Source organism: Cycloclasticus pugetii PS-1 (genome assembly GCF_000384415.1).
GTDB lineage: Bacteria > Pseudomonadota > Gammaproteobacteria > Methylococcales > Cycloclasticaceae > Cycloclasticus > Cycloclasticus pugetii.
In genome coordinates, this window is sequence record NZ_ARVU01000001.1 from 1,895,947 (window position 1) to 1,915,232 (window position 19,286).

The following is a 19,286-nucleotide window of genomic DNA, read 5'->3' on the forward strand; positions in this document are numbered from 1 at the left end:
GTTTATAACGGAGTAATAAATCAAAACTCAATAAAATCAATCATCTATTGAGAATCTTGTCATTTATAAGGTTACCCACATGATCACTACATTAGCTGTACAGGTTGCTAAAAAAACCACTCAAAACTGTGCCGCTGCGTTATGGCACCTTAAACATAACTAAGCCAATGAAAGACGATATGTTTAACCAAAAGGGTTTCTTAATAAATGAACAAAAGCCTCTTTCTAACCCTTCGTCAACCGTTAAGCCTCATATAGCTGCGAAGGCTCAAAAGAAACTGAAAGACCAACAGGCTCGCATTAATCAACCAGAAAAAGAGACTTCAAACATTAAAGAAAAACTAAGCATCGAGAGAGATTTTCTTCAAGCAACGATGGAGTCAGTGCATGAAGGCGTTATCGTTACCGACCTCAACGGTATCATTCACTATAGCAACCCCGCTGCCCATAAGTTATTAAACACTCAACAAAAAGACTGTACCCACCAAGCTATTGATGAGGTTTTAATATTAAAAACCAATGAATCGTTGCCCATTGAGTTGGTTAATATCAATAAAGAAACGTTGGAAGCAAAACAACAAGTTGCTTTTATTGAGCACGAAGATGGCAACAAATCCACGATTGAGTGGTCTCGCACTTTTATAACCAACAAAAATGCCGAACGTTTAGGGCTTGTCTTTACTATTAACGACATCACAACGGCTTATCATTTAACCAACCAATTAAAGCATCAAGCCTCTCATGACACCTTAACCGGCTTATTAAACCGTGGTGAATTTAGCCGCCGCTTAGCAAACTGCCTATCTGCAACTCAAGAAGCCAATATTAGGCATAGCCTGATCTTTATAGACCTCGATCAATTTAAAATAGTTAATGACACCTGTGGACACCAAGGTGGAGATCAATTACTCAGGCAACTCTCCTCCATTCTTTCGCCTTTAGTCCGAGGACGAGATACCTTAGCGAGACTTGGTGGCGACGAGTTTGCCATTTTATTGGAAGCGTGCCCGAAAGAGGCTGCACTTAAAGTGGCTAACGACGTCTTATCCACCATACAAAAGTTTCGTTTCACCTGTGATCATAAAACGTTTAATATCGGCGCCAGTATGGGCATTGCACACTTTTCTTCCGGATTACAATCTGAAAGCGACCCACTAACAGTCGCTGATGCTGCTTGCTATAAAGCAAAAGAAGAAGGTAGAAACTGTATTATAGAAATGGATATCTCAAATGTTCAGCAACAGCCGGGCATACCTCAACACCAAATGCAATGGCTTAACAAGCTAAACACTGCGCTCGACACCGACCAATTCATTCTCTATCAACAAAGAATAGCCCCAACCAACCCTGGTAGTAACCAATCTTTACATTACGAAGTCCTACTCAGAATAAAAGATAATGAAAGACTCATCAGCCCCGGCGCTTTCTTACCACCAGCTGAACGTTACGGGCTGATACACCGAATTGATCATTGGGTCATTAAAAACACATTGGCATGGCTGTCTGAGCACCCTGATGTGTTAGCGAAAACAAAATTATGCAGCATTAACCTATCAGGCCTATCATTGTCAGACGAGGATCTTTCCCATTATGTCACTCGATACCTCAAACAATATGCGATTGATTGTAAAAAAATATGCTTTGAAATAACCGAGTCATCGGCCATTCAAAACTTATCGTTGGCATTTGAGTTCATACACAATATGCACGAGTTGGGCTGCTCTTTCTCATTAGACGACTTTGGTACGGGCATGTCATCCTTCTCTTACCTTAAGCAATTACCCGTTAATCATTTAAAAATAGACGGTAGCTTTATTCGTCATATTGAGTCCGACCCCATTGATTTAGCGATGACCCGCTCCATCAATGAAATTGGTCATGTTATGGGCATGAGTACAATTGCTGAGTTCGTTGAAAATGAAGAAATTTTTCAGCTGCTTAGGCAACTCGGGGTAGATTATGCTCAAGGCTACCACATAGCTAAACCCGCACCCCTAGATGAACTGCTTGATCACCTAACTTAAAGCCTTACCATTTTTAACCGCAGCGCATTGGCAATCACTGATACAGAGCTTAAACTCATCGCTGCGGCGGCAATCATCGGCGACAATAAAATCCCTAAGAAAGGGTACAACACGCCTGCTGCAACCGGCACACCTAAGCTATTGTAAAGAAAAGCAAACACAAGGTTTTGCCTGATATTTTTCATCGTTGCTTTACTCAATTTACGCGCGCGGACGATACCTCTCAGGTCACCCTTAACTAGTACAACTCCAGTGCTTTCAATAGCAATATCCGAACCGTTGCCCATTGCAATACCTACATTTGCTTGCGCCAGCGCGGGGGCATCGTTAACACCATCCCCAGCCATCGCTACCACATGGCCATCAGCTTGAAGACTTTTAATAACATCCGCTTTTTCTGCCGGTAAAACACCCGCTTTAAATTCATCAATCCCCAACTGATTGGCTACCTGCTCAGCTGACCCCTGCTGGTCACCCGTTAACATCACGACTTTTACACCAGCTTGGTGCAGTTGATCTATCGCCTCATGTGTTGAAGGCTTTATTTCATCCTTTAATAAAAACACTGCACAGGCCTGATCATTTACCGCCATATACAATAAAGTTTCTCCTGCACTGTTATCAGATAACGACAAGCTATTAAAATCACCCGTATCGATCCCGTTATCATCCAGAAAACGTTTATTCCCTAACAATACAGACTGCTGATTAATCTCACCAGACACTCCTTTTCCAGTAGTAGCATTAAAATCAACCACCTCAAGCAGAGTTAACTCTTGCGCTGCATTCACAACCGCCTCCGCCAGTGGATGTTCACTGACTTTTTCAAGGCTTGCCGCCAATAAGAGCGCCTCATCAGTCGTCATCTTCCCTAGTGTTTTGATACCCGTTACACTGGGCTTCCCTTCTGTTAATGTGCCGGTTTTATCAACCACCAAGGTATCCACCTTTTCCATCAACTCTAACATTTCAGCATTTTTGATTAACACGCCCATGTTCGCACCACGTCCCATACCCACCATAATCGACATCGGTGTCGCTAAACCTAGGGCACACGGACAGGCAATAATTAACACCGCAACGGCATTAACAACAGCCAAACTTAGCGCATATTCGGATGCCAAGGCATACCAGGCAAAAAAAGTCACCACAGAAATACTAACAACAATCGGGACGAACCACGACGCTACAACATCCGCCACACGCTGAATCGGCGCACGACTACGCTGTGCCTCGCTAACCATATGAATGATTTGTGACAACAACGTCTCATTGCCCACGTGCTGCGCCGTTAAGGTAAAGCTGCCAGTGCCATTAACTGTACCGGCAATAACTGAGTCTCCTGCTGTTTTCTCCACCGGCACAGGCTCACCGGTGACCATCGACTCATCTATTGAGCTACCGCCATCGAGTAAAACACCGTCCACAGGCACTTTATCGCCTGGGCGAACACGCAGCACATCACCGACAACAACATCTTCTAATAAAATTTCCTCTTCATCGCCATGCCCATTCACCCGTCGCGCTGTATTAGGTGATAGCCCCACCAACAAATGAATTGCTTTGTTGGTTTGACCGCGTGCTTTTAATTCCAACACTTGACCCAACAATACCAAGGTAATAATCACTGCAGCCGCTTCAAAATAGACAGCAACAACACCCTGTGCATTGAACATTGAGTCCGGAAAGGCATTAGGGAAGAACACCGCCACGAGGCTATACAGCCAAGCGACGGTTACACCCAAGCCGATCAAGGTGAACATATTAAGGTTCCATGTTTTTATCGACTGCACGGCGCGTTCAAAAAACGGCCAGCCCGCCCATAATACAACCGGGGATGCCAGCAGTAGCTGAATCCATTGCCATGTTTTGGCCGATAAAAATGATAAAAACAAATCCCCTACCAGCATTTCTGACATGGCTATAATAAATAACGGCACCGTAAATATAAGACTAAAGGTAAACCGTCGACTCATATCATCTAATTCTGGGTTTTCCTCTTCCAAAACCACCGTTCGCGCTTCTAAAGCCATACCGCAAACCGGGCATGAACCCGGTGACTCTTCCACCACCTCTGGATGCATAGGGCAAATATACTCGGTCTTTTTAGATGGAGGTACAAAGGCTTCCGGCTCCAATGCCATACCACATTTTGGGCAAATATCTGGGCTATCACTTTCAACACCCGGACACATTGGGCAGATATATTTAGCCCCTAGAGCAGCAGTAGGTTCAGGTCGTGCTTGACCCGACAGGTACATGTCTTGATCTTTGTTAAATTTTATCAGGCAGCCTTCACAACAAAACCCATACCATTGGCCCTTATATTCCGTCTGGTACTGAGTATCTTTAGAAACATCCATGCCACATACAGGGTCTTTATGGCTCATTCCCTTCTCCTGTTGAGCTTCATGACAACAATCATGCATGTTAGCAACTCCTCATAAAAAAACTGATCAAGATTATTTATAAACTATATTCACACCTCTAAGGCTTTAGCGTTCTTCCAGACCACAAGCCCTGTTGCGATAATAATGACATGAATAACCAGCGTAATCAGTGCCACAACAACATCCTCATGGTTCATCGCACTGTAGATATCCCAAATGCCAAAGATCGTTTCTGTGATAAACACCACAGGAATCAACGCAGGATAGTAGCGCATTGGGTTTCGTGCGCCAGCAATCAACACCACGCCTATTGCTGCTAAACCAAGCCCTACAATCAACCAAGCATCTAGCAACAATTGAAATATAACCTCATCTTGATATAGCTCAACACCTGGATACATCAAAGGTACTTGCGGCCCCCAAAGGCTTGGCCACAATAACACCAAGTTTAATATATAAAAAATACCAACACCGACCATCCAAACTTTTAAGCCTTTCATCAGATTGCTCTCCTAGATTTTGATTAATTTTTTAAAGCACGAATACACTAGCATTTACTTAACAATAATCAAAGAACGGCGTTACAATAAAACTAAGCATATTGATGCTTTTAGTAGACAATGACCCACATTTATTTTGGGATTTTTAACTAACGATAATTATAAGGAATAACACGTATGAAACTTTATTACTCCCCAGGATCATGTTCTTTATCTCCACATATTGCTATTCATGAAGCAGGTTTAACAGCTAAAACAGAGCTAGTAAAAGTAGACTTGCAATCACACACTCTCGAGAATGGTGATAACTATCTTGACATTAACCCTTGCGGTTATGTGCCTGCGTTACAGCTTGATAGCGGTGAATTTTTATTCGAAGGTCCTGCTATTGTGCAATACATCGCAAGCTTAGCACCTGAAAAAAACCTAGCACCTGCTGCTGACACGTTTGAACGTGCAAAGTTACAGCAATGGTTAAACTTTTTATCAACAGAATTACATAAAGGACTTGCGCCTTTATTTAACCCTGCTCTTTCTGATGATACAAAAGGTGTTTTTATTGAAGGTTATAGCAAGCGCCTAACTCAATTAGTTGAGTCAATGGGTGATAGTGAGTACCTAGTAGGTGATCAGTTCTCAGTAGCAGATATCTACTTATTCGTTATCTTAAGCTGGCACCCATACTTTGAATTTGATGCCTCACCTTGGCCATCACTTAAAGCATTCCAAGAGCGTATTGGCTCTCGCCCTGCTGTACAAGAAGCACTTAAGCATGAAGGTTTAGCTTAAGTCTTAAGCAAGTAATCGAGGTGCCCATAAGGCACCTCGGTTATTTCATTACAATTTAACGCAAACATTCCGTGTTTCAGTATAAAACTCTAAGGAATGAACACCACCCTCTCGTCCAATACCTGATTGCTTAGAGCCACCAAAAGCGGTTCTTAAATCACGTAAGAACCAGCTATTAATCCAGGTAATACCCACATCAATTTTGGCAGCCACGCGGTGAGCGCGTGACAAATCCCGTGTCCATACGGTTGTTGATAAACCATATTCTGTATCATTGGCCCAGTTAATCACTTGTTGCTCATCGTCAAATGGCGCAATGTGGCAGCAAGGACCAAAAATTTCTTCCTTCATGACCGTTGCATCTTCTGCAAGCCCCGTCCAAATGGTTGGCTCCACCCAAGCACCCTCTTTTAATTCTTCTGGCATGCTGGGAACGCCACCTCCCGTGACAACTGTTGCGCCTTCCTCAACTGCTTTTGCATAATAAGACAGTACCTTTGCTTGATGCTCATGGCTAATCATTGGGCCAAAATTACAGTTTTCATCATCCGGCCTACCGTGGCGCACTTTTTCGACTTTTTGCTTCAGTGCTTCCACAAATTTATCAAAAATGGGCCGCTCAACATAAACACGCTCCGTGCCTAAGCAGACCTGCCCAGAATTCAAGAATGAGGACTTGTATATCCCATCAACCGCTTTATCAAAATCACTATCTGCAAAGACAATACCCGCATTTTTACCACCCAGCTCAAAGGAAACATCTCGCATCCCCTCCGATGCGGCTTTCATAATGGCCGCTCCTGTAGTCGTTTCACCGGTAAAGGTAATAGCGTCTACCTTTGGATGATGTGTTAAATACTCACCGGCAGAGTCAGGCCCAAAACCGTGAACAACATTAAACACGCCTTTTGGTACGCCTACTTTATTCATGACTTCACCCAATAAAGCAGTGGTTAATGGCGTCTCTTCAGAAGGCTTAACCACCACCGTATTTCCACAAGCCAGCGCCGGCCCTACTTTCCACGTCATTAACAAAAAGGGTGCATTCCAAGGCGACACCACACCAACAACCCCTTTTGGTACACGAATAGCATAGTTCAGCGCACCTAAACCATCGGGTGTTGTCGTTTGAAATGACTCATTCGGAACATTCTTAATGACATCAGCAAAAATTTTAAAGTTTGCCGCGCCTCTAGGAATAAACGCATGCGTCATAATACTTTTAGGTTGGCCCGTATCTGCCATTTCCGCTTCTACAAAATCATCAAAACGTCGGGTAATCTCATCGGCAACACCATATAAAATCTCAACGCGTTGCTCCATGGTAAAAGCTCCCCATTCACCATTTAAAGCGGCACGCGCTGCTTGGACTGCACGATCAACATCAACCTTACCCCCTTCAGATACCTGAGCGATAAGGCGCCGGTCAACAGGGGAGCGTTTTTCAAATGATTTACCGTCAACAGCGGATACAAACTCGCCATTTATGAAATGATTAATATGTTGCATATGCCTTCCTTAAATAGTTAACTGAATGATAAAATAATTTATTCTACCGTGGCTAAATACACCACGCATTGATCATCATCAATCATAGTCTTTAAACGACTTAAAATTAATGTCATCAAAACACAAGCTTATCTAAAATAAGCCAATATCTGAGTTTTAATACCTTACTTTAAAGCTTTAAACCCTGCATTATCAAACAACCTGTCGCTCAAATCTAACTAAAGATAGATTTTTTTAAATTTTTTAAACTACAATGACTTTAATCAATATTTTATTCTAAAGAACTTAAAAATCACTTTTGGAGAACAGTAATTCATGAATAATGAGGAAAAAAGCACGTCTAATTGGTCTATCAATGAGATCAAAAAGTTAGTCAGCGACAAAAACGGAATTATAGATGCACGCATCTATAATGATGAGGCACTCTATGAACTTGAGCTTGAACGTGTATTCGCTCGTTCATGGATCCTACTTGGACACGAGAGTCATGTTCCTAATACCGGCGACTTCCTAAACACTTATATTGGTGAAGACCCTGTCATTCTAGTGCGACAAAAGGATGCTAGCCTTCGTGTTTTCTTAAACCAGTGCCATCATCGAGGCATGAAATTATCCCGTGATGACGCAGGCAACGCCAAAGCATTTGTTTGCACATACCACGGCTGGGCTCACGACATTTCTGGCCAGTTAATTGATATCCCCTTCGAGAAAGAAGGCCATTGTGAGCCCTTAGACAAATCAGAGTGGAGCCCCTTGCAAGCACGTGTTGAAACCTATCGCGGACTCATTTTTGCAAACTGGGATGAACAAGCACCTTCGTTAGACGAATACCTATCTGACTCAAAACCTTATATCGATGTGATGTTTAACCGGACCGAGGCAGGCACAGAAGCCATCGGCGGCATTCAAAAGTGGGTTATCCCCACCAACTGGAAATTTGCTGCCGAACAATTTTGTAGCGATATGTATCATGCTGCCACTATGTCTCACTTATCTGGTTTTACCGCTGGTTTACCTGAAGAGCTTAACTTGAACGATATTGATATCCCAACTCAAGGCAACCAGTTCCGCGCTAAATGGGGCGGTCATGGCACCGGGTACTATGTAGATCAACCCGGTCTTTTGCAGTGCATTATGGGCCCGGCCATTACTGAATATATTACCACCAGCCCGCAGGCCGAGATAGCTTCAAAACGCCTAGGCCCTATGTTTGGTCAACGTATGATGGGGCAACACATGACCATCTTCCCTACTTGCTCCTTTTTGCCGGGCGTTAACACCATCCGTACTTGGCACCCTCGTGGCCCTAACGAAATCGAAGTATGGGCATTTATTGTGGTTGATGCTGATGCACCTGATCATATTAAAGAAGAGTTCAGAAAACAGAATATTCGCACCTTTTCTGCCGGTGGTGTTTTTGAACAAGACGATGGTGAAAACTGGATTGAGGTTCAAAAGCTTTTCAGAGGCAATAAGGCTCGAAAAACTAAGCTTAATATGCAAATGGGGTTAGGTGACTCAACTACCGATCACCCTGACTTCCCTGGCCGCATTAGTGGTGTTTACAGTGAAGATGCCGCTCGTGGCATGTATCAGCACTGGTTAAGAATGATGACTGAGCTCAGCTGGGACACCTTAAAACCTTAACTTTAAGAGCTGATCTTAACCTAAAAATTACTTTTGGAATCGACTATGGCCTCACCTATTAACATTAAAGAAATTATTTCAAGCCCTGCGGCTGACCTTGCACTACAAAACGAAATTGAGCAGTTTTATTACCGCGAAGCGCTACTATTAGACAACATCAAATACGAAGATTGGTTTGCCTTATTAGATGACGACATTCACTATTATATGCCCATTAGAAGAAACGCTATGCAACGACGTGGACGCGTTCGAGCTAGTGATTTAGTTGAATATACTAACCAGCATGAATTCGCTCATTTCGATGAAGACAAAACCACAATGAACGGACGTTTAAGAAAGCTTCTCAGTGACTTTAGTTGGTCTGAAAACCCAGCTTCGCGAACACGTCACACCGTTTCAAACGTGATTATTACCGAAGGTGAACAGAAAGACACCTTCAATGTTTGCTCATCATTTATTGTTTATCGAAACCGCTTAGAAACGCAGGTGGATATTTTTGCAGGCGAACGTCACGACGTGCTGCGCCGCTCAGATAATACATTAGGCTTTAAAATAGCCAAACGTACCATTTTAGTAGACCAAAGCACCATCCTATCAAACAATATTAGTATCTTTTTCTAGTTAGATAGAAACCAGACTACCATGAGGTTGTTGCCAATATTCGCAGCGACCTCATGGCATAATAAACTCTGCTCTAAAATACCCTTGATCCAAAGAGTAGCCGAACCGACAGCCAGATTCTTTCGGCCTTAGCGCATCACCACTAAACCCTCATATACCTGCCACAGCAACCGCTAACGAGCCAAACATTAGCAAACCGCCTGCTAGTCGACTAATTAATTGTTTACGCGTCAGTTTTTCCATTTGGCTCAAACCAAACCGGGCTAATACATAAACCACACCTACGGCAATAAAGCCTCTTGACGCTTGCACAATATTTATCATCGTTGCCTCTTCCGATAACTTAAACGCATACATCAAAATAATAAGCCCCATGAAGTGCGCTAACGCATATATAAGCAATGATTTACCAAACGGTTTTGAAACCTTCCAGTCATTTTTAAACAAAATTGGTGAAAGTGGCATTAATAATACGGCTGGAACAACAAAAACAAACACCGCCAATTCCAACCCCCCCATGCCATTTTTCAATACATGGACGACAATTATATCGGCCAAGGCAAAGAAGAAACACGTTAACAATACAAAGAACAATGCCAACGGCGAGCCATGTAATTTACCGTCATTTAAAAAAAACAAACTAACGAAAGCACCTAGCCCCGCAAGATAGACACTCGGCGGATAGGTTTGTTCAAAAAACAGTACCGACAAGCCAGCCACTGCAAAAATTTTACAGCCCAACATCGGCACTACAAATGACGCATCACCATGCCGCATTGCATTGAGATAACTTGTTTGTCCCAATAGCACGAGCACACACATCGATAAGACTAGCCAAAACTGCTCCCACAATTGTGCTAAATCAACAAACGGCAATAATAGTACCGCTAGAAACCCCACTGCATACTGACTGTAAAAAGCTAACTTTTGGCGATTCAAAGAATGCGCTAAGAACTGTTTAGTATACGTAAAGCTAAACGCATGAAAAACAGATGCCAGCAATGTTAGCCAGACATAGGAGGGGATAATTGATATCAAAATGATGTCCTAGGTAGGAATAAACCAGAATATTATTACAAGCTAATATAATACCAATATTCAGGCTCTGTATCAGCTTTATTAATGACAGTTTACCTTAACATCCGTATCAATATGACTGACTGTGATTCACTACTCATTCGCTAACACTTTTAATACTTAAACAGCATATACAAATTTATTTAATACGAACCAACCATCGCCACATTAGCCCATAACAACAAGGCGCTGGGTTAAATGAAAGAGCGACCTCCTTTAATATCACCTATCTCATTTAAATTTTTCATGGCGCATTAAAAAAGCTTATGAGCACATCACCCATAAGCTTTTTATAAAACAAGAAAAAGGCTAATCCTTATTAAAGCGATCTAGCAAAGAGCCAGCAGCTGCCTTTAACAATAAGGTATCTGCTCCAATCAAGAAAAAACTAGCTCCCATTTGTTGGTAGCGCTCTGCTTGTTCAGGATCACCACAATAAACACCCACCGGCTTTCCAAGTTCATGAACACGCTTAATTGATCGCTCAACGACCTTACAAACTTCAGGGTGTCCAGGTTGACCTATATAGCCCATTGCAGCCGCTAAGTCTGCAGGGCCTATAAACACCGCATCTACACCATCAACTTGAGTAATCGCATCAAGATCCGCAATGCCTTCTTTACTTTCTAGCTGTAAGACTAAACAAATATTATCGTCTGCTTGTTGAAGGTAATCTTTGATGCTCCCCCAGCGAGTTGCTCGGGTCAAAGCCCCTCCCATACCTCGCACACCCTTCGGTGCATAACGTACCGCGTCGACTAATTGCTTCGCTTGCTCAGCCGTGTCAACCATAGGAATAAGCAATGTTTGCGCACCAATATCAAGCACCCTTTTAATATCGCCAACATTATGATCTTGCAAGCGAACAACTGAGTTAACGTCATACGCACTCATCGCTTGCAGTTGATGCATAATATTTTTGATATCATTCGGGCCGTGTTCGGCGTCGATCAACAACCAGTCAAAACCGGTCGTCGCCATCAGCTCTGCTGCCGTAGAATCGGCCAGTGCCATAAAGGCGCCCAGTTGTTTTTTATTCGCCTGTATCGACTGCTTAAATATATTCTTTGTCATCGGTAATGACATATTTCTCTACCTCTTAAATATTTAATTAGACGAAACGGAATCCAATGCTACCCAAAGTGCCAAAATCAGCATGAAAGGTATCTCCACGTTCGACTGACAAAAGGCGCGTAAATGAGCCACCTAATATCACTTGCCCCGGTTCCAGCGATATACCATGCGGAGCAAAACGCTTTGCCAGCCATACAATCCCATTACCTGGGTGATTAAGCACGCCCGCAGAAACGCCCGTTTCTTCGATTAAACCATTACGCGAAATGACACCACCTATCCATCTTAAATCAACATCCATTGGCTTTACTGGTCGGCCACCAGTAATTAAACCAGCACAAGCAGCATTGTCCGCAATAGTATCAAACACTTTGCGTCGTTTGCCGGTTTCTGGGTCTACACGTATTACCCGTGAATCAACTATTTCTACAGCTGGACAAACATAGTCAGTCGCTTTCAGCACATCCGTTAGCGTAATATCTTCACCAACAAGGCGTTTTCCTAAAACAAATGCTATCTCTACTTCAACCAACGGCGCAATAAAACGGTCAAATGGAATTTCAGAGTTATCTGAAAATACCATATCATCCATTAACGTACCGTAATCAGGCTCGGTTATTTGCGATGCCATTTGCATAGCACGGGATGTTAAACCAATTTTTCGCCCTACAATTTTTCGCCCTTGAGCCAACCTAATTTTTGTCCATTCAGCTTGGATGGCATAACCATCTTCAATGGTCATTTCAGGATACAGCTGAGAGAACTGCGGGATAGTCTCACCACTGGCTAGCGCTTTATCAAGCGCTAGCGCAGAGGCTTCTAATATTTTTTGGTCTAACACCTGATTTCTTTACCCAAGAAGTGAGACATAATAATTGGATACATACCGTCCCAACGTTGTGTTTGAGCCCAGTGACCACAACGATCCAATACATGTAGCTCAGCACGTTTCAAATGCTGTAAGAAGTACATGCTAGTTTCTAGTGGTACCACTTTATCTTGACGACCGTGAATAATCGCCCATTCATGGTCCATAGAAGCAAGGATAGGTGGTGGAATAACGAGCACTGTATTCATCTCTTCATTCATCGCTTTAAACATTACTTCTTGAATAGGACGCATTTTAGGGTCCATTGCTTTATCAAAACGATCTTGCATCACTGCTTCTAAATCTTCAAAGATACTTGGATCATAAACAAAGCTTTGAATTAACTCACGGTAACGCGCTTTTCTTGGATCATCATAAAAAGTCATCATACGTGTAAGCGTGGATGATTTTTCGAATGGCGCACCGATAGCGCCCATCAACATACACTTATCAAAACGATCTGGCATTTCAACAACACACTGCATAGCAAGCGCACCACCCATTGAATTACCAATAATATGTGTTTTTTCAATGCCTAACTCATCAAGCAAGCCCTTAATTTGCTCCACGCGATAGCCCATCCATCTAGCAATTTTTGTCGGCACTTCTTTCGGTAATTCTGATTGGCCGAAACCAATCGCATCCGGTGCAATCACATAAAAATCTTTTGCTAAAATAGGAGCACATTGCGCCCAATTTGACATCGCACTGGCTCCTGGGCCTGCACCATGTAATAACAATAGCGGTGGATTTTTAGGGTTTCCTGCAATAATACAATTACTTGCAAGCTCCCCTGAAGGGATCATTTTTTCAACCATTTCAAAACTCATATTTCTCTTCCTCTATATTAATTTATAAAAAACTTCTACAACTCTAAAAACGATGGCCCTTAAAAGGCCCATTAGTTTATTCACCACTATAAAATAACAGTATTCATTTAACGTCTGCTATAACACTGGTCCACCACGTTTAAGCCAATCTTGCATATCCCAATACTCACGCCACGAACTTATTTTGCCATTATTATCAAACTCAAATATACCTAATACTGGCAGTTCTTCCATCATCGTGCCATCTTTAAAAGCAAAGGTATCGACTCGTTCGGTTACAACACGCTTACCATCTGCCACCAAGGTTAATATTTTAAATTCAGTGCTTGCTGTCATCTTTAAAAAACCTTCTACAGAGCCTGCTATTTGCTCGCGGCCCTTTAATGGCCCTAGCGGTAAGTTATGGTAAACAGCATCATCACTCATTAACGATAAGATTGTATCCTGATCCATTTCATCCCAAGCCTCACAGAATCGCTTAACCGTTTCCTCATTATTGGTTACCAGCATGCCCCTCCTTCTTATATATGAGAACCGCGCTTTTCATACCACTTAGGGCTAGCATTCAACATGCACGACACAAAACGCAGATGTTGGCGACTCAAAAGAAAACTAACACTTGTTATTTTTACAGATCGGCATAATGCTAACCACTTACAGCGACTAAATCAATGCTTTTTATGCTTGAGATTTAGTAAAAATCTACTCTTAACTTTAATCTAATTCTCAAGTCGAAGCAAAGCTAGTTGATTCTCCTCATTATTGTATTTTTTTAAAACTTTGGCAGGCCATCATCATTCAGCTGTTCTTGTTTTAGACTGAGCTTTTAAAAAGCAATGTCAGCTATAGTTTCGATAGAACCAAGTTACCTATATGATCAACCTGACATTGCCAACCAGCGGCTAGGTACGTGGTTGCCACCTGTTCAACAATGAGCGCTTCCCCATTAATTACGTCATTCGACATTAACTCTTTTCGTTGGTAAATATGCATTCCATCATCCATTTCAACAGGCACCTTACCGTCTTTATCACGTGAACACTGTTCAACTAACCTAGGCTTCGGCATTTCACCCGATAATGACACCCTCAGATTAACTAATTCAACGGCCAGCTCTAGATCATGCCCATAACGGCTCTTATGCATCGTATGAAAGTCTTTAATCACTGTCGCCGAATCACTCCATTGTATTGGCAACGTATACGACTGACCGACATACCTTAGATCAACCAGGTAGTTTATTTTTATATCGTCTAAGGACACGCCTTCCGCCATTAATTCTGCTTGGCCTTGCCTCACTAAAGTTAAAAAACCATGCTCTATTTGCTCAACAGCTACATCATCCAACCGCCCTAGTAAGCTTCGGGACAACTCACGCGAGCGTGGCGCTGCTAACATCCCAAAGGCAGACAGCACACCCGAGTTAACAGGGACTATGGCTGTTTGCATTCCCAAAGCCTCCGCTAAAGCACACACATGCAAACTGCCTGCCCCACCAAACGTCATTAAGGCATAAGGCCTTGGATCAATACCACGCTGAATTGAAATAACACGTAACGCTCGTGCCATATGTTCATTCGCTAACTTAATAACCCCTTGCGCTGCCTCTTTAGGTTCACATCCCAAGTCTGCCGCTAAGCTCTCCATTGCTTGATTTGTCGACTTTATATCTAAGGGCATATCACCACCAAGAAAATAACGCGTATTAATTCTAGCCAAATATACATTGGCATCCGTTACTGTTACTGCCTGCCCACCTTTGCCATAACAAGCTGGCCCAGGTGAGGCACCCGCAGATGCAGGTCCAACACACAGCAACCCACCTGCATCAACAGATGCAATAGAGCCACCGCCTGCACCAATGGTATGCATATCCACCATTGGAACCGCAACGGGATAACCCTCAATTTGCCCCTCGTTTGTTAACGCTATCGCACCATCTAATAAGGCCACATCCGTAGACGTCCCCCCCATATCCAACGTTAACAGACGATCAAACCCTGCTTTTTCACCTATATGTAATGCGGCCATTAATCCGCCAGCAGGGCCAGACAAAAGCATTCGAACCGCTTGTTTACCTGCCTGTTCTGCGGCTATCGTTCCACCAGAGCTTTGCATCACAGAAACGGATGATGCTTTAACTGCTGCTCTTAGTCTATCTAGATAACCAATGACTAACGGCCCAACATAAGCATTCAACCAAGTCGCCATACCGCGTTCATATTCTTTATATTCAGCCAAAACCAGCGATGAACGCGATACAAATAAACCTTCAGGCATGGCCGCCTCTAATCGTCTTTCTGCTGCATCATCTAAAAAAGAGAATAAGAAATTAATCGCAACTGCTTCTGGTTCTAGATAATTTATTTTTGAAATCAATGTTGCGATCTGCTCATCGCATAGCGGTTCAATCACTTCACCCTGCGCTGAGACACGCCCGCCCGTTTCCAAACACAAGTTTGAGGGCACCGGCGGCTCTTCCGGTTTTGGGTTTAAGTTGTAAAGCTCTTTCCTTGCTTGGCGACCTATCGTTAACATATCCGCTAAGCCATGGTTTGTCACAAAGCAGCAACGGACACCTTTTTTTTCTAATACAGCATTAGTCGCCACTGTTGATCCATGCACAATCAACAAACTTTCATTATCAACGCCCAAGGCATTAATGCCTTGCAAAATAGCTTTTTCAGGAGCCTCTGGGGTTGAAAGCACCTTATGAATACGCACGCCTTGATCGTCTATGTAAACAAAATCGGTGAAAGTGCCGCCAGTATCTATACCTAATAACATGAAAAAAGCTCAACCTTTTAAACCTGTATTTTTACATGCCTCTATAATAGATTCACCCCTATTTATCTGACCATCGTTGCTTGAAAGGAAGTCAGGCACATATTAGACTCCTTCGTTTAACCCCCTAAACTAAGATCACAGATACTAAATTTGATGAGCAGCCTAATAGAAGTTAACCATTTATCGCGTCAATTTGGTCACCATTGTGCTGTTGACGATGTAAGCTTTTCGCTTAATAAAGGCGAGGTTCTTGGCTTTTTGGGGCCAAATGGGGCTGGTAAATCAACCACCATGAAAATGATTTGTGGCAACTTAACACCCACCGTCGGTGAAATTAAAATTAATGGTTATGACATTATCGACCAACCCAAACTTGCCAAAGCTGAATTAGGGTTTTTGCCTGAAATACCCCCTGTTTATCCAGATCTGACGGTAGATGAATACCTGCGCTACTGCGCCAAACTGCACGGTTTACGTAAACACGCCATTAAACTCTCTGTAGAACGTGGAAAGCTAAAATGTGGTTTAAGCGACATGGGGCATCGTTTAATTGGCAATTTATCAAAGGGTTATCAACAACGCGTTGGTATTGCTCAAGCTATTTTACATAACCCATCGGTGATTATTTTAGACGAACCCACGGTTGGCCTAGACCCTATTCAAATTTTAGAAATTCGTGAACTCATTCGTGAACTTGGCAATGAACACAGTGTCATTTTATCCACTCATATACTGCCCGAGGTTCAGCATTCATGCAGTAGAGTACAAATCATTCATCACGGAAAACTGGTATTAAATGAGCCTGTTGAAGGCTTATCTCGCAGAATGACGTCTTCGAGCTTAATAGTGCGCTTTCGTCAACAACCGAACGAGGAAGTACTGCAAAACGTGCCCAACATAACAGCCCTTGAAGCCCTCGACACCGGGCAGTACCTGATTCAGCATACCCAAGGCACTAGTATCTCAGAAACGATAGTCGAGCTGTCGGTAACAAATAACTGGGGCTTGCTAGAGTTGACACCTCAGCAACACGATATGGAACAAATTTTCCTTTCACTCACTCAACATTCAAATAACCATGAATAGTTTCACGATTGCCAGCCGAGAACTGCGCAGTTTATTTCTGTCACCACTTGCGTGGACCATTCTCGGTGTTAGCCAGCTTATTTTGGCCTACATGTTTTTAACACAAATTGATTATTATTTAGCGATACAACCCAAACTTATTGGTATACCGGGTGCGCCTGGCGTAACCGATCTGATTGTCGCACCGCTGTTTGGTAATGCTGCTGTCATCTTGTTACTTATTATTCCACTGCTAACCATGCGAACCATCAGTGATGAACGCCGCAACAAAACCATTAGCTTGCTGTTTTCTGCTCCCGTCAGTCTAACTGAAATTGTGCTTGGTAAATTCCTTGCCATTTTTGCTTTCTTACTGATTATTCTTTTATCCATCACCCTAATGCCGCTCTCGTTATTGACTGTAGGCGAACTCGATATAGGCAAGCTTTTCGCCTGCCTGCTTGCCATGGTCTTACTGATGGCTTCGTTCAATGCGCTAGGGCTTTACATGTCTGCTATTGCCTCTCAACCAACGGTTGCAGCAATCGGAAGTTTTGGCGCTTTATTACTCTTATGGATTATTGATTGGGCTGGTAACAGCAGCAGTGTGCTTGAATATATTTCTATCATGCGACATTTCGAAAACTTACTACGCGGCTTAATACACTCGACTGATATTTTTTACTTTATTTTGTTTATAGCCGGGTTTTTAATTCTCAGCATTCGTCGATTAGATAACGACCGTTTACAAAAATGAAAATATCCCGCAAAGCACACCAATTTATTCGGCTGCAAAATGTCGTTTTCACACTTTTATTTCTTGGCGTACTTGGCCTACTCGCTTGGCTAAGCACACAATATACCGCCCAATTTGATTGGACAGCCAATAGTAGAAATTCGTTATCTACCCCGAGCATCCAATTACTGAAACAATTAACACACCCCATAGAGGTAGACGCGTACGCCACTGAAAATGATATTTTGCGCCAACAAATCTCTGAGCTTATTGATAAATATAGCCACCATAAAACAGATATTACATTAACCCTTATTAACCCCGATATACGCCCTGACCAAGCACGTGAAGAAGGCATCACCGCCGATGGTGAGTTAGTGATTCGCTATAACGGTAAACGCGAATCACTACAACAATTAAACGAGCAAGCCTTTACCAATGCCCTACAAAGGCTTGCTAATAGTGATCAGCGTTGGGTTGTTTTTCTCACCGGGCACGGCGAGCGCAACCCAGCAGGCCATTCAAATTATGACTTTGGCCTATTCGCAAACGAATTAAAAAACAAAGGCATTAATAGCCAAACCATTAATCTAATGGATACGCCATCCATACCAAACAATACATCCTTGCTCGTCATCGCTGACCCACAGGTAAATTACCTAGCCGGAGAAATCGACGTGATAAAACAATATCTTGCTAAAGGTCGGGCATTATTATTGTTGGGCGAACCTAATCAATCCGAACCTCTTAAGCCTTTAACAGAACTGTTAACGATTCAACTCTTGCCCGGCACTGTGGTCGATGCCACTACCCAAGTCTTTGGTATTGATGACCCAACCTTTGCCTTGGTCACCGCATACCCTAACCATTTAGCAACCAAACATTTAAAGGCTATGAGCTTGTTTCCAGGCGCCGCTGGACTCAGTTTATTAGCTAACAGCCCTTATCAAGCCGACCCCTTATTATCTACGCTGGAACGTTCATGGACAGAAACAGGTGATATTGAAGGGCAAATACAATTTGACCCCGATACGGATGAAAAGCAGGGCCCCATTACAATTGGTTATGCGCTGAATAAAAAAGATGACAATACCAAAGAGCAGCGCATTATTGTTTTGGGCGATGCGGATTTCTTATCCAATACTTTTCTTGGTAATGGCGCTAATTTAGACCTTGGTCTTAGTCTGATTCAATGGCTCAACCACGATGATTCCTTTATTGATATTCCTGCAAAAACAGCGCCCGATACCACACTAGAAATAAGCCAACAGTGGTCGCTTATTTTTGGTCTTGGGTTTTTGTTTCTGCTACCGGCCCTCTTTATCGTCAGTGGCCTGCTCATTTGGCTTAAACGCAAAAAACGTTAAGC

Annotated in this window: 16 protein-coding genes; 7 read left to right on the forward strand and 9 right to left on the reverse strand. The window is 42.8% G+C overall.

Annotated elements, in window-relative coordinates:
* The first annotated feature begins 179 nt into the window (after window positions 1–179).
* Window positions 180–2,024 (forward strand): sensor domain-containing protein, encoded by a 1,845-nt coding sequence (locus CYCPU_RS0109235; protein WP_232228631.1) that lies wholly within the window; start codon window positions 180–182, stop codon window positions 2,022–2,024.
* Here the strand turns inward: CYCPU_RS0109235 and CYCPU_RS0109240 are convergent.
* The gene (locus CYCPU_RS0109240) at window positions 2,021–4,453 is read right to left on the reverse strand and encodes a heavy metal translocating P-type ATPase (protein WP_026362652.1); all 2,433 of its coding nucleotides are present in this window, start codon (window positions 4,451–4,453) and stop codon (window positions 2,021–2,023) included. The two genes, CYCPU_RS0109235 and CYCPU_RS0109240, sit on opposite strands and share 4 nt — an antisense overlap.
* A gap of 50 nt (window positions 4,454–4,503) precedes the next feature.
* Window positions 4,504–4,914 (reverse strand): BphX family protein, encoded by a 411-nt coding sequence (locus CYCPU_RS0109245; RefSeq protein WP_016390589.1) that lies wholly within the window; start codon window positions 4,912–4,914, stop codon window positions 4,504–4,506.
* A gap of 177 nt (window positions 4,915–5,091) precedes the next feature.
* Between CYCPU_RS0109245 and gstA the strand changes: the two genes are divergently transcribed.
* Window positions 5,092–5,703: a glutathione transferase GstA gene (gene gstA / locus CYCPU_RS0109250; protein ID WP_015006586.1), complete on the forward strand. Its 612-nt coding sequence runs from the start codon at window positions 5,092–5,094 to the stop codon at window positions 5,701–5,703.
* 48 nt (window positions 5,704–5,751) lie between these two features.
* Here gstA and CYCPU_RS0109255 read toward each other — a convergent pair whose 3' ends face one another.
* Entirely contained in the window at window positions 5,752–7,212 is a 1,461-nt protein-coding gene (locus CYCPU_RS0109255) for a 2-hydroxymuconic semialdehyde dehydrogenase (RefSeq protein WP_020162555.1), read from the reverse strand.
* Window positions 7,213–7,527: 315 nt separating this feature from the next.
* On the opposite strand from CYCPU_RS0109255, the gene CYCPU_RS0109260 reads away from it, so the two are divergent.
* Together CYCPU_RS0109260 and CYCPU_RS0109265 are read left to right on the forward strand one after the other, a co-directional pair.
* A complete protein-coding gene (locus tag CYCPU_RS0109260; protein ID WP_015006588.1) occupies window positions 7,528–8,859 on the forward strand; it encodes an aromatic ring-hydroxylating dioxygenase subunit alpha in 1,332 nt (443 codons plus the stop codon).
* Between the two features lie 45 nt (window positions 8,860–8,904).
* A complete protein-coding gene (locus CYCPU_RS0109265; protein WP_015006589.1) occupies window positions 8,905–9,480 on the forward strand; it encodes an aromatic-ring-hydroxylating dioxygenase subunit beta in 576 nt (191 codons plus the stop codon).
* A 150-nt stretch (window positions 9,481–9,630) separates the two neighbouring features.
* Here the strand turns inward: CYCPU_RS0109265 and CYCPU_RS0109270 are convergent, their stop codons facing one another.
* The 6 genes from CYCPU_RS0109270 to CYCPU_RS0109295 form a co-directional block, all read right to left on the reverse strand.
* A complete protein-coding gene (locus CYCPU_RS0109270; protein ID WP_020162556.1) occupies window positions 9,631–10,518 on the reverse strand; it encodes an EamA family transporter in 888 nt (295 codons plus the stop codon).
* 348 nt (window positions 10,519–10,866) lie between these two features.
* Window positions 10,867–11,643 (reverse strand): HpcH/HpaI aldolase family protein, encoded by a 777-nt coding sequence (locus CYCPU_RS0109275; RefSeq protein WP_015006591.1) that lies wholly within the window; start codon window positions 11,641–11,643, stop codon window positions 10,867–10,869.
* Window positions 11,644–11,668: 25 nt separating this feature from the next.
* Window positions 11,669–12,472, reverse strand: a complete 804-nt coding sequence (gene hpaH, locus CYCPU_RS0109280; RefSeq protein WP_015006592.1) for a 2-oxo-hept-4-ene-1,7-dioate hydratase — start codon at window positions 12,470–12,472, stop codon at window positions 11,669–11,671.
* Window positions 12,466–13,329, reverse strand: a complete 864-nt coding sequence (locus CYCPU_RS0109285; protein WP_015006593.1) for an alpha/beta fold hydrolase — start codon at window positions 13,327–13,329, stop codon at window positions 12,466–12,468. The genes hpaH and CYCPU_RS0109285 overlap by 7 nt, the downstream gene beginning before the upstream one ends.
* A 117-nt stretch (window positions 13,330–13,446) precedes the next feature.
* Window positions 13,447–13,839, reverse strand: coding sequence for a limonene-1,2-epoxide hydrolase family protein (locus CYCPU_RS0109290; RefSeq protein WP_015006594.1), 393 nt, complete (start codon window positions 13,837–13,839; stop codon window positions 13,447–13,449).
* Between the two features lie 333 nt (window positions 13,840–14,172).
* Window positions 14,173–16,116 carry a hydantoinase/oxoprolinase family protein gene (locus tag CYCPU_RS0109295; protein ID WP_020162557.1) on the reverse strand — a complete coding sequence of 648 codons (1,944 nt, stop codon included), beginning with the start codon at window positions 16,114–16,116 and terminating at the stop codon, window positions 14,173–14,175.
* A gap of 153 nt (window positions 16,117–16,269) precedes the next feature.
* Between CYCPU_RS0109295 and CYCPU_RS0109300 the strand changes: the two genes are divergently transcribed.
* From CYCPU_RS0109300 to CYCPU_RS0109310, 3 genes are read left to right on the forward strand one after another with little or no spacing between them, the layout of a single operon-like run.
* Entirely contained in the window at window positions 16,270–17,202 is a 933-nt protein-coding gene (locus tag CYCPU_RS0109300) for an ABC transporter ATP-binding protein (RefSeq protein WP_015006596.1), read from the forward strand.
* Window positions 17,195–17,938 (forward strand): ABC transporter permease subunit, encoded by a 744-nt coding sequence (locus tag CYCPU_RS0109305; RefSeq protein WP_015006597.1) that lies wholly within the window; start codon window positions 17,195–17,197, stop codon window positions 17,936–17,938. The genes CYCPU_RS0109300 and CYCPU_RS0109305 overlap by 8 nt, the downstream gene beginning before the upstream one ends.
* Complete coding sequence (locus CYCPU_RS0109310) at window positions 17,935–19,284, forward strand: GldG family protein (RefSeq protein WP_020162558.1); 1,350 nt, start codon at window positions 17,935–17,937, stop codon at window positions 19,282–19,284. The genes CYCPU_RS0109305 and CYCPU_RS0109310 overlap by 4 nt, the downstream gene beginning before the upstream one ends.
* The last annotated feature ends 2 nt before the right edge of the window (window positions 19,285–19,286 follow it).

What these genes read in the sequence shown, in the direction of transcription:
- CYCPU_RS0109235 (WP_232228631.1), top strand. Translation starts at nt 180, where the DNA reads ATGTTTAACCAAAAGGGTTTCTTAATAAATGAACAAAAGCCTCTTTCT.
- CYCPU_RS0109240 (WP_026362652.1), bottom strand. Translation starts at nt 4,453, where the DNA reads ATGCATGATTGTTGTCATGAAGCTCAACAGGAGAAGGGAATGAGCCAT.
- CYCPU_RS0109245 (WP_016390589.1), bottom strand. Translation starts at nt 4,914, where the DNA reads ATGAAAGGCTTAAAAGTTTGGATGGTCGGTGTTGGTATTTTTTATATA.
- gstA (WP_015006586.1), top strand. Translation starts at nt 5,092, where the DNA reads ATGAAACTTTATTACTCCCCAGGATCATGTTCTTTATCTCCACATATT.
- CYCPU_RS0109255 (WP_020162555.1), bottom strand. Translation starts at nt 7,212, where the DNA reads ATGCAACATATTAATCATTTCATAAATGGCGAGTTTGTATCCGCTGTT.
- CYCPU_RS0109260 (WP_015006588.1), top strand. Translation starts at nt 7,528, where the DNA reads ATGAATAATGAGGAAAAAAGCACGTCTAATTGGTCTATCAATGAGATC.
- CYCPU_RS0109265 (WP_015006589.1), top strand. Translation starts at nt 8,905, where the DNA reads ATGGCCTCACCTATTAACATTAAAGAAATTATTTCAAGCCCTGCGGCT.
- CYCPU_RS0109275 (WP_015006591.1), bottom strand. Translation starts at nt 11,643, where the DNA reads ATGTCATTACCGATGACAAAGAATATATTTAAGCAGTCGATACAGGCG.
- CYCPU_RS0109285 (WP_015006593.1), bottom strand. Translation starts at nt 13,329, where the DNA reads ATGAGTTTTGAAATGGTTGAAAAAATGATCCCTTCAGGGGAGCTTGCA.
- CYCPU_RS0109290 (WP_015006594.1), bottom strand. Translation starts at nt 13,839, where the DNA reads ATGCTGGTAACCAATAATGAGGAAACGGTTAAGCGATTCTGTGAGGCT.
- CYCPU_RS0109295 (WP_020162557.1), bottom strand. Translation starts at nt 16,116, where the DNA reads ATGTTATTAGGTATAGATACTGGCGGCACTTTCACCGATTTTGTTTAC.
- CYCPU_RS0109300 (WP_015006596.1), top strand. Translation starts at nt 16,270, where the DNA reads ATGAGCAGCCTAATAGAAGTTAACCATTTATCGCGTCAATTTGGTCAC.
- CYCPU_RS0109305 (WP_015006597.1), top strand. Translation starts at nt 17,195, where the DNA reads ATGAATAGTTTCACGATTGCCAGCCGAGAACTGCGCAGTTTATTTCTG.
- CYCPU_RS0109310 (WP_020162558.1), top strand. Translation starts at nt 17,935, where the DNA reads ATGAAAATATCCCGCAAAGCACACCAATTTATTCGGCTGCAAAATGTC.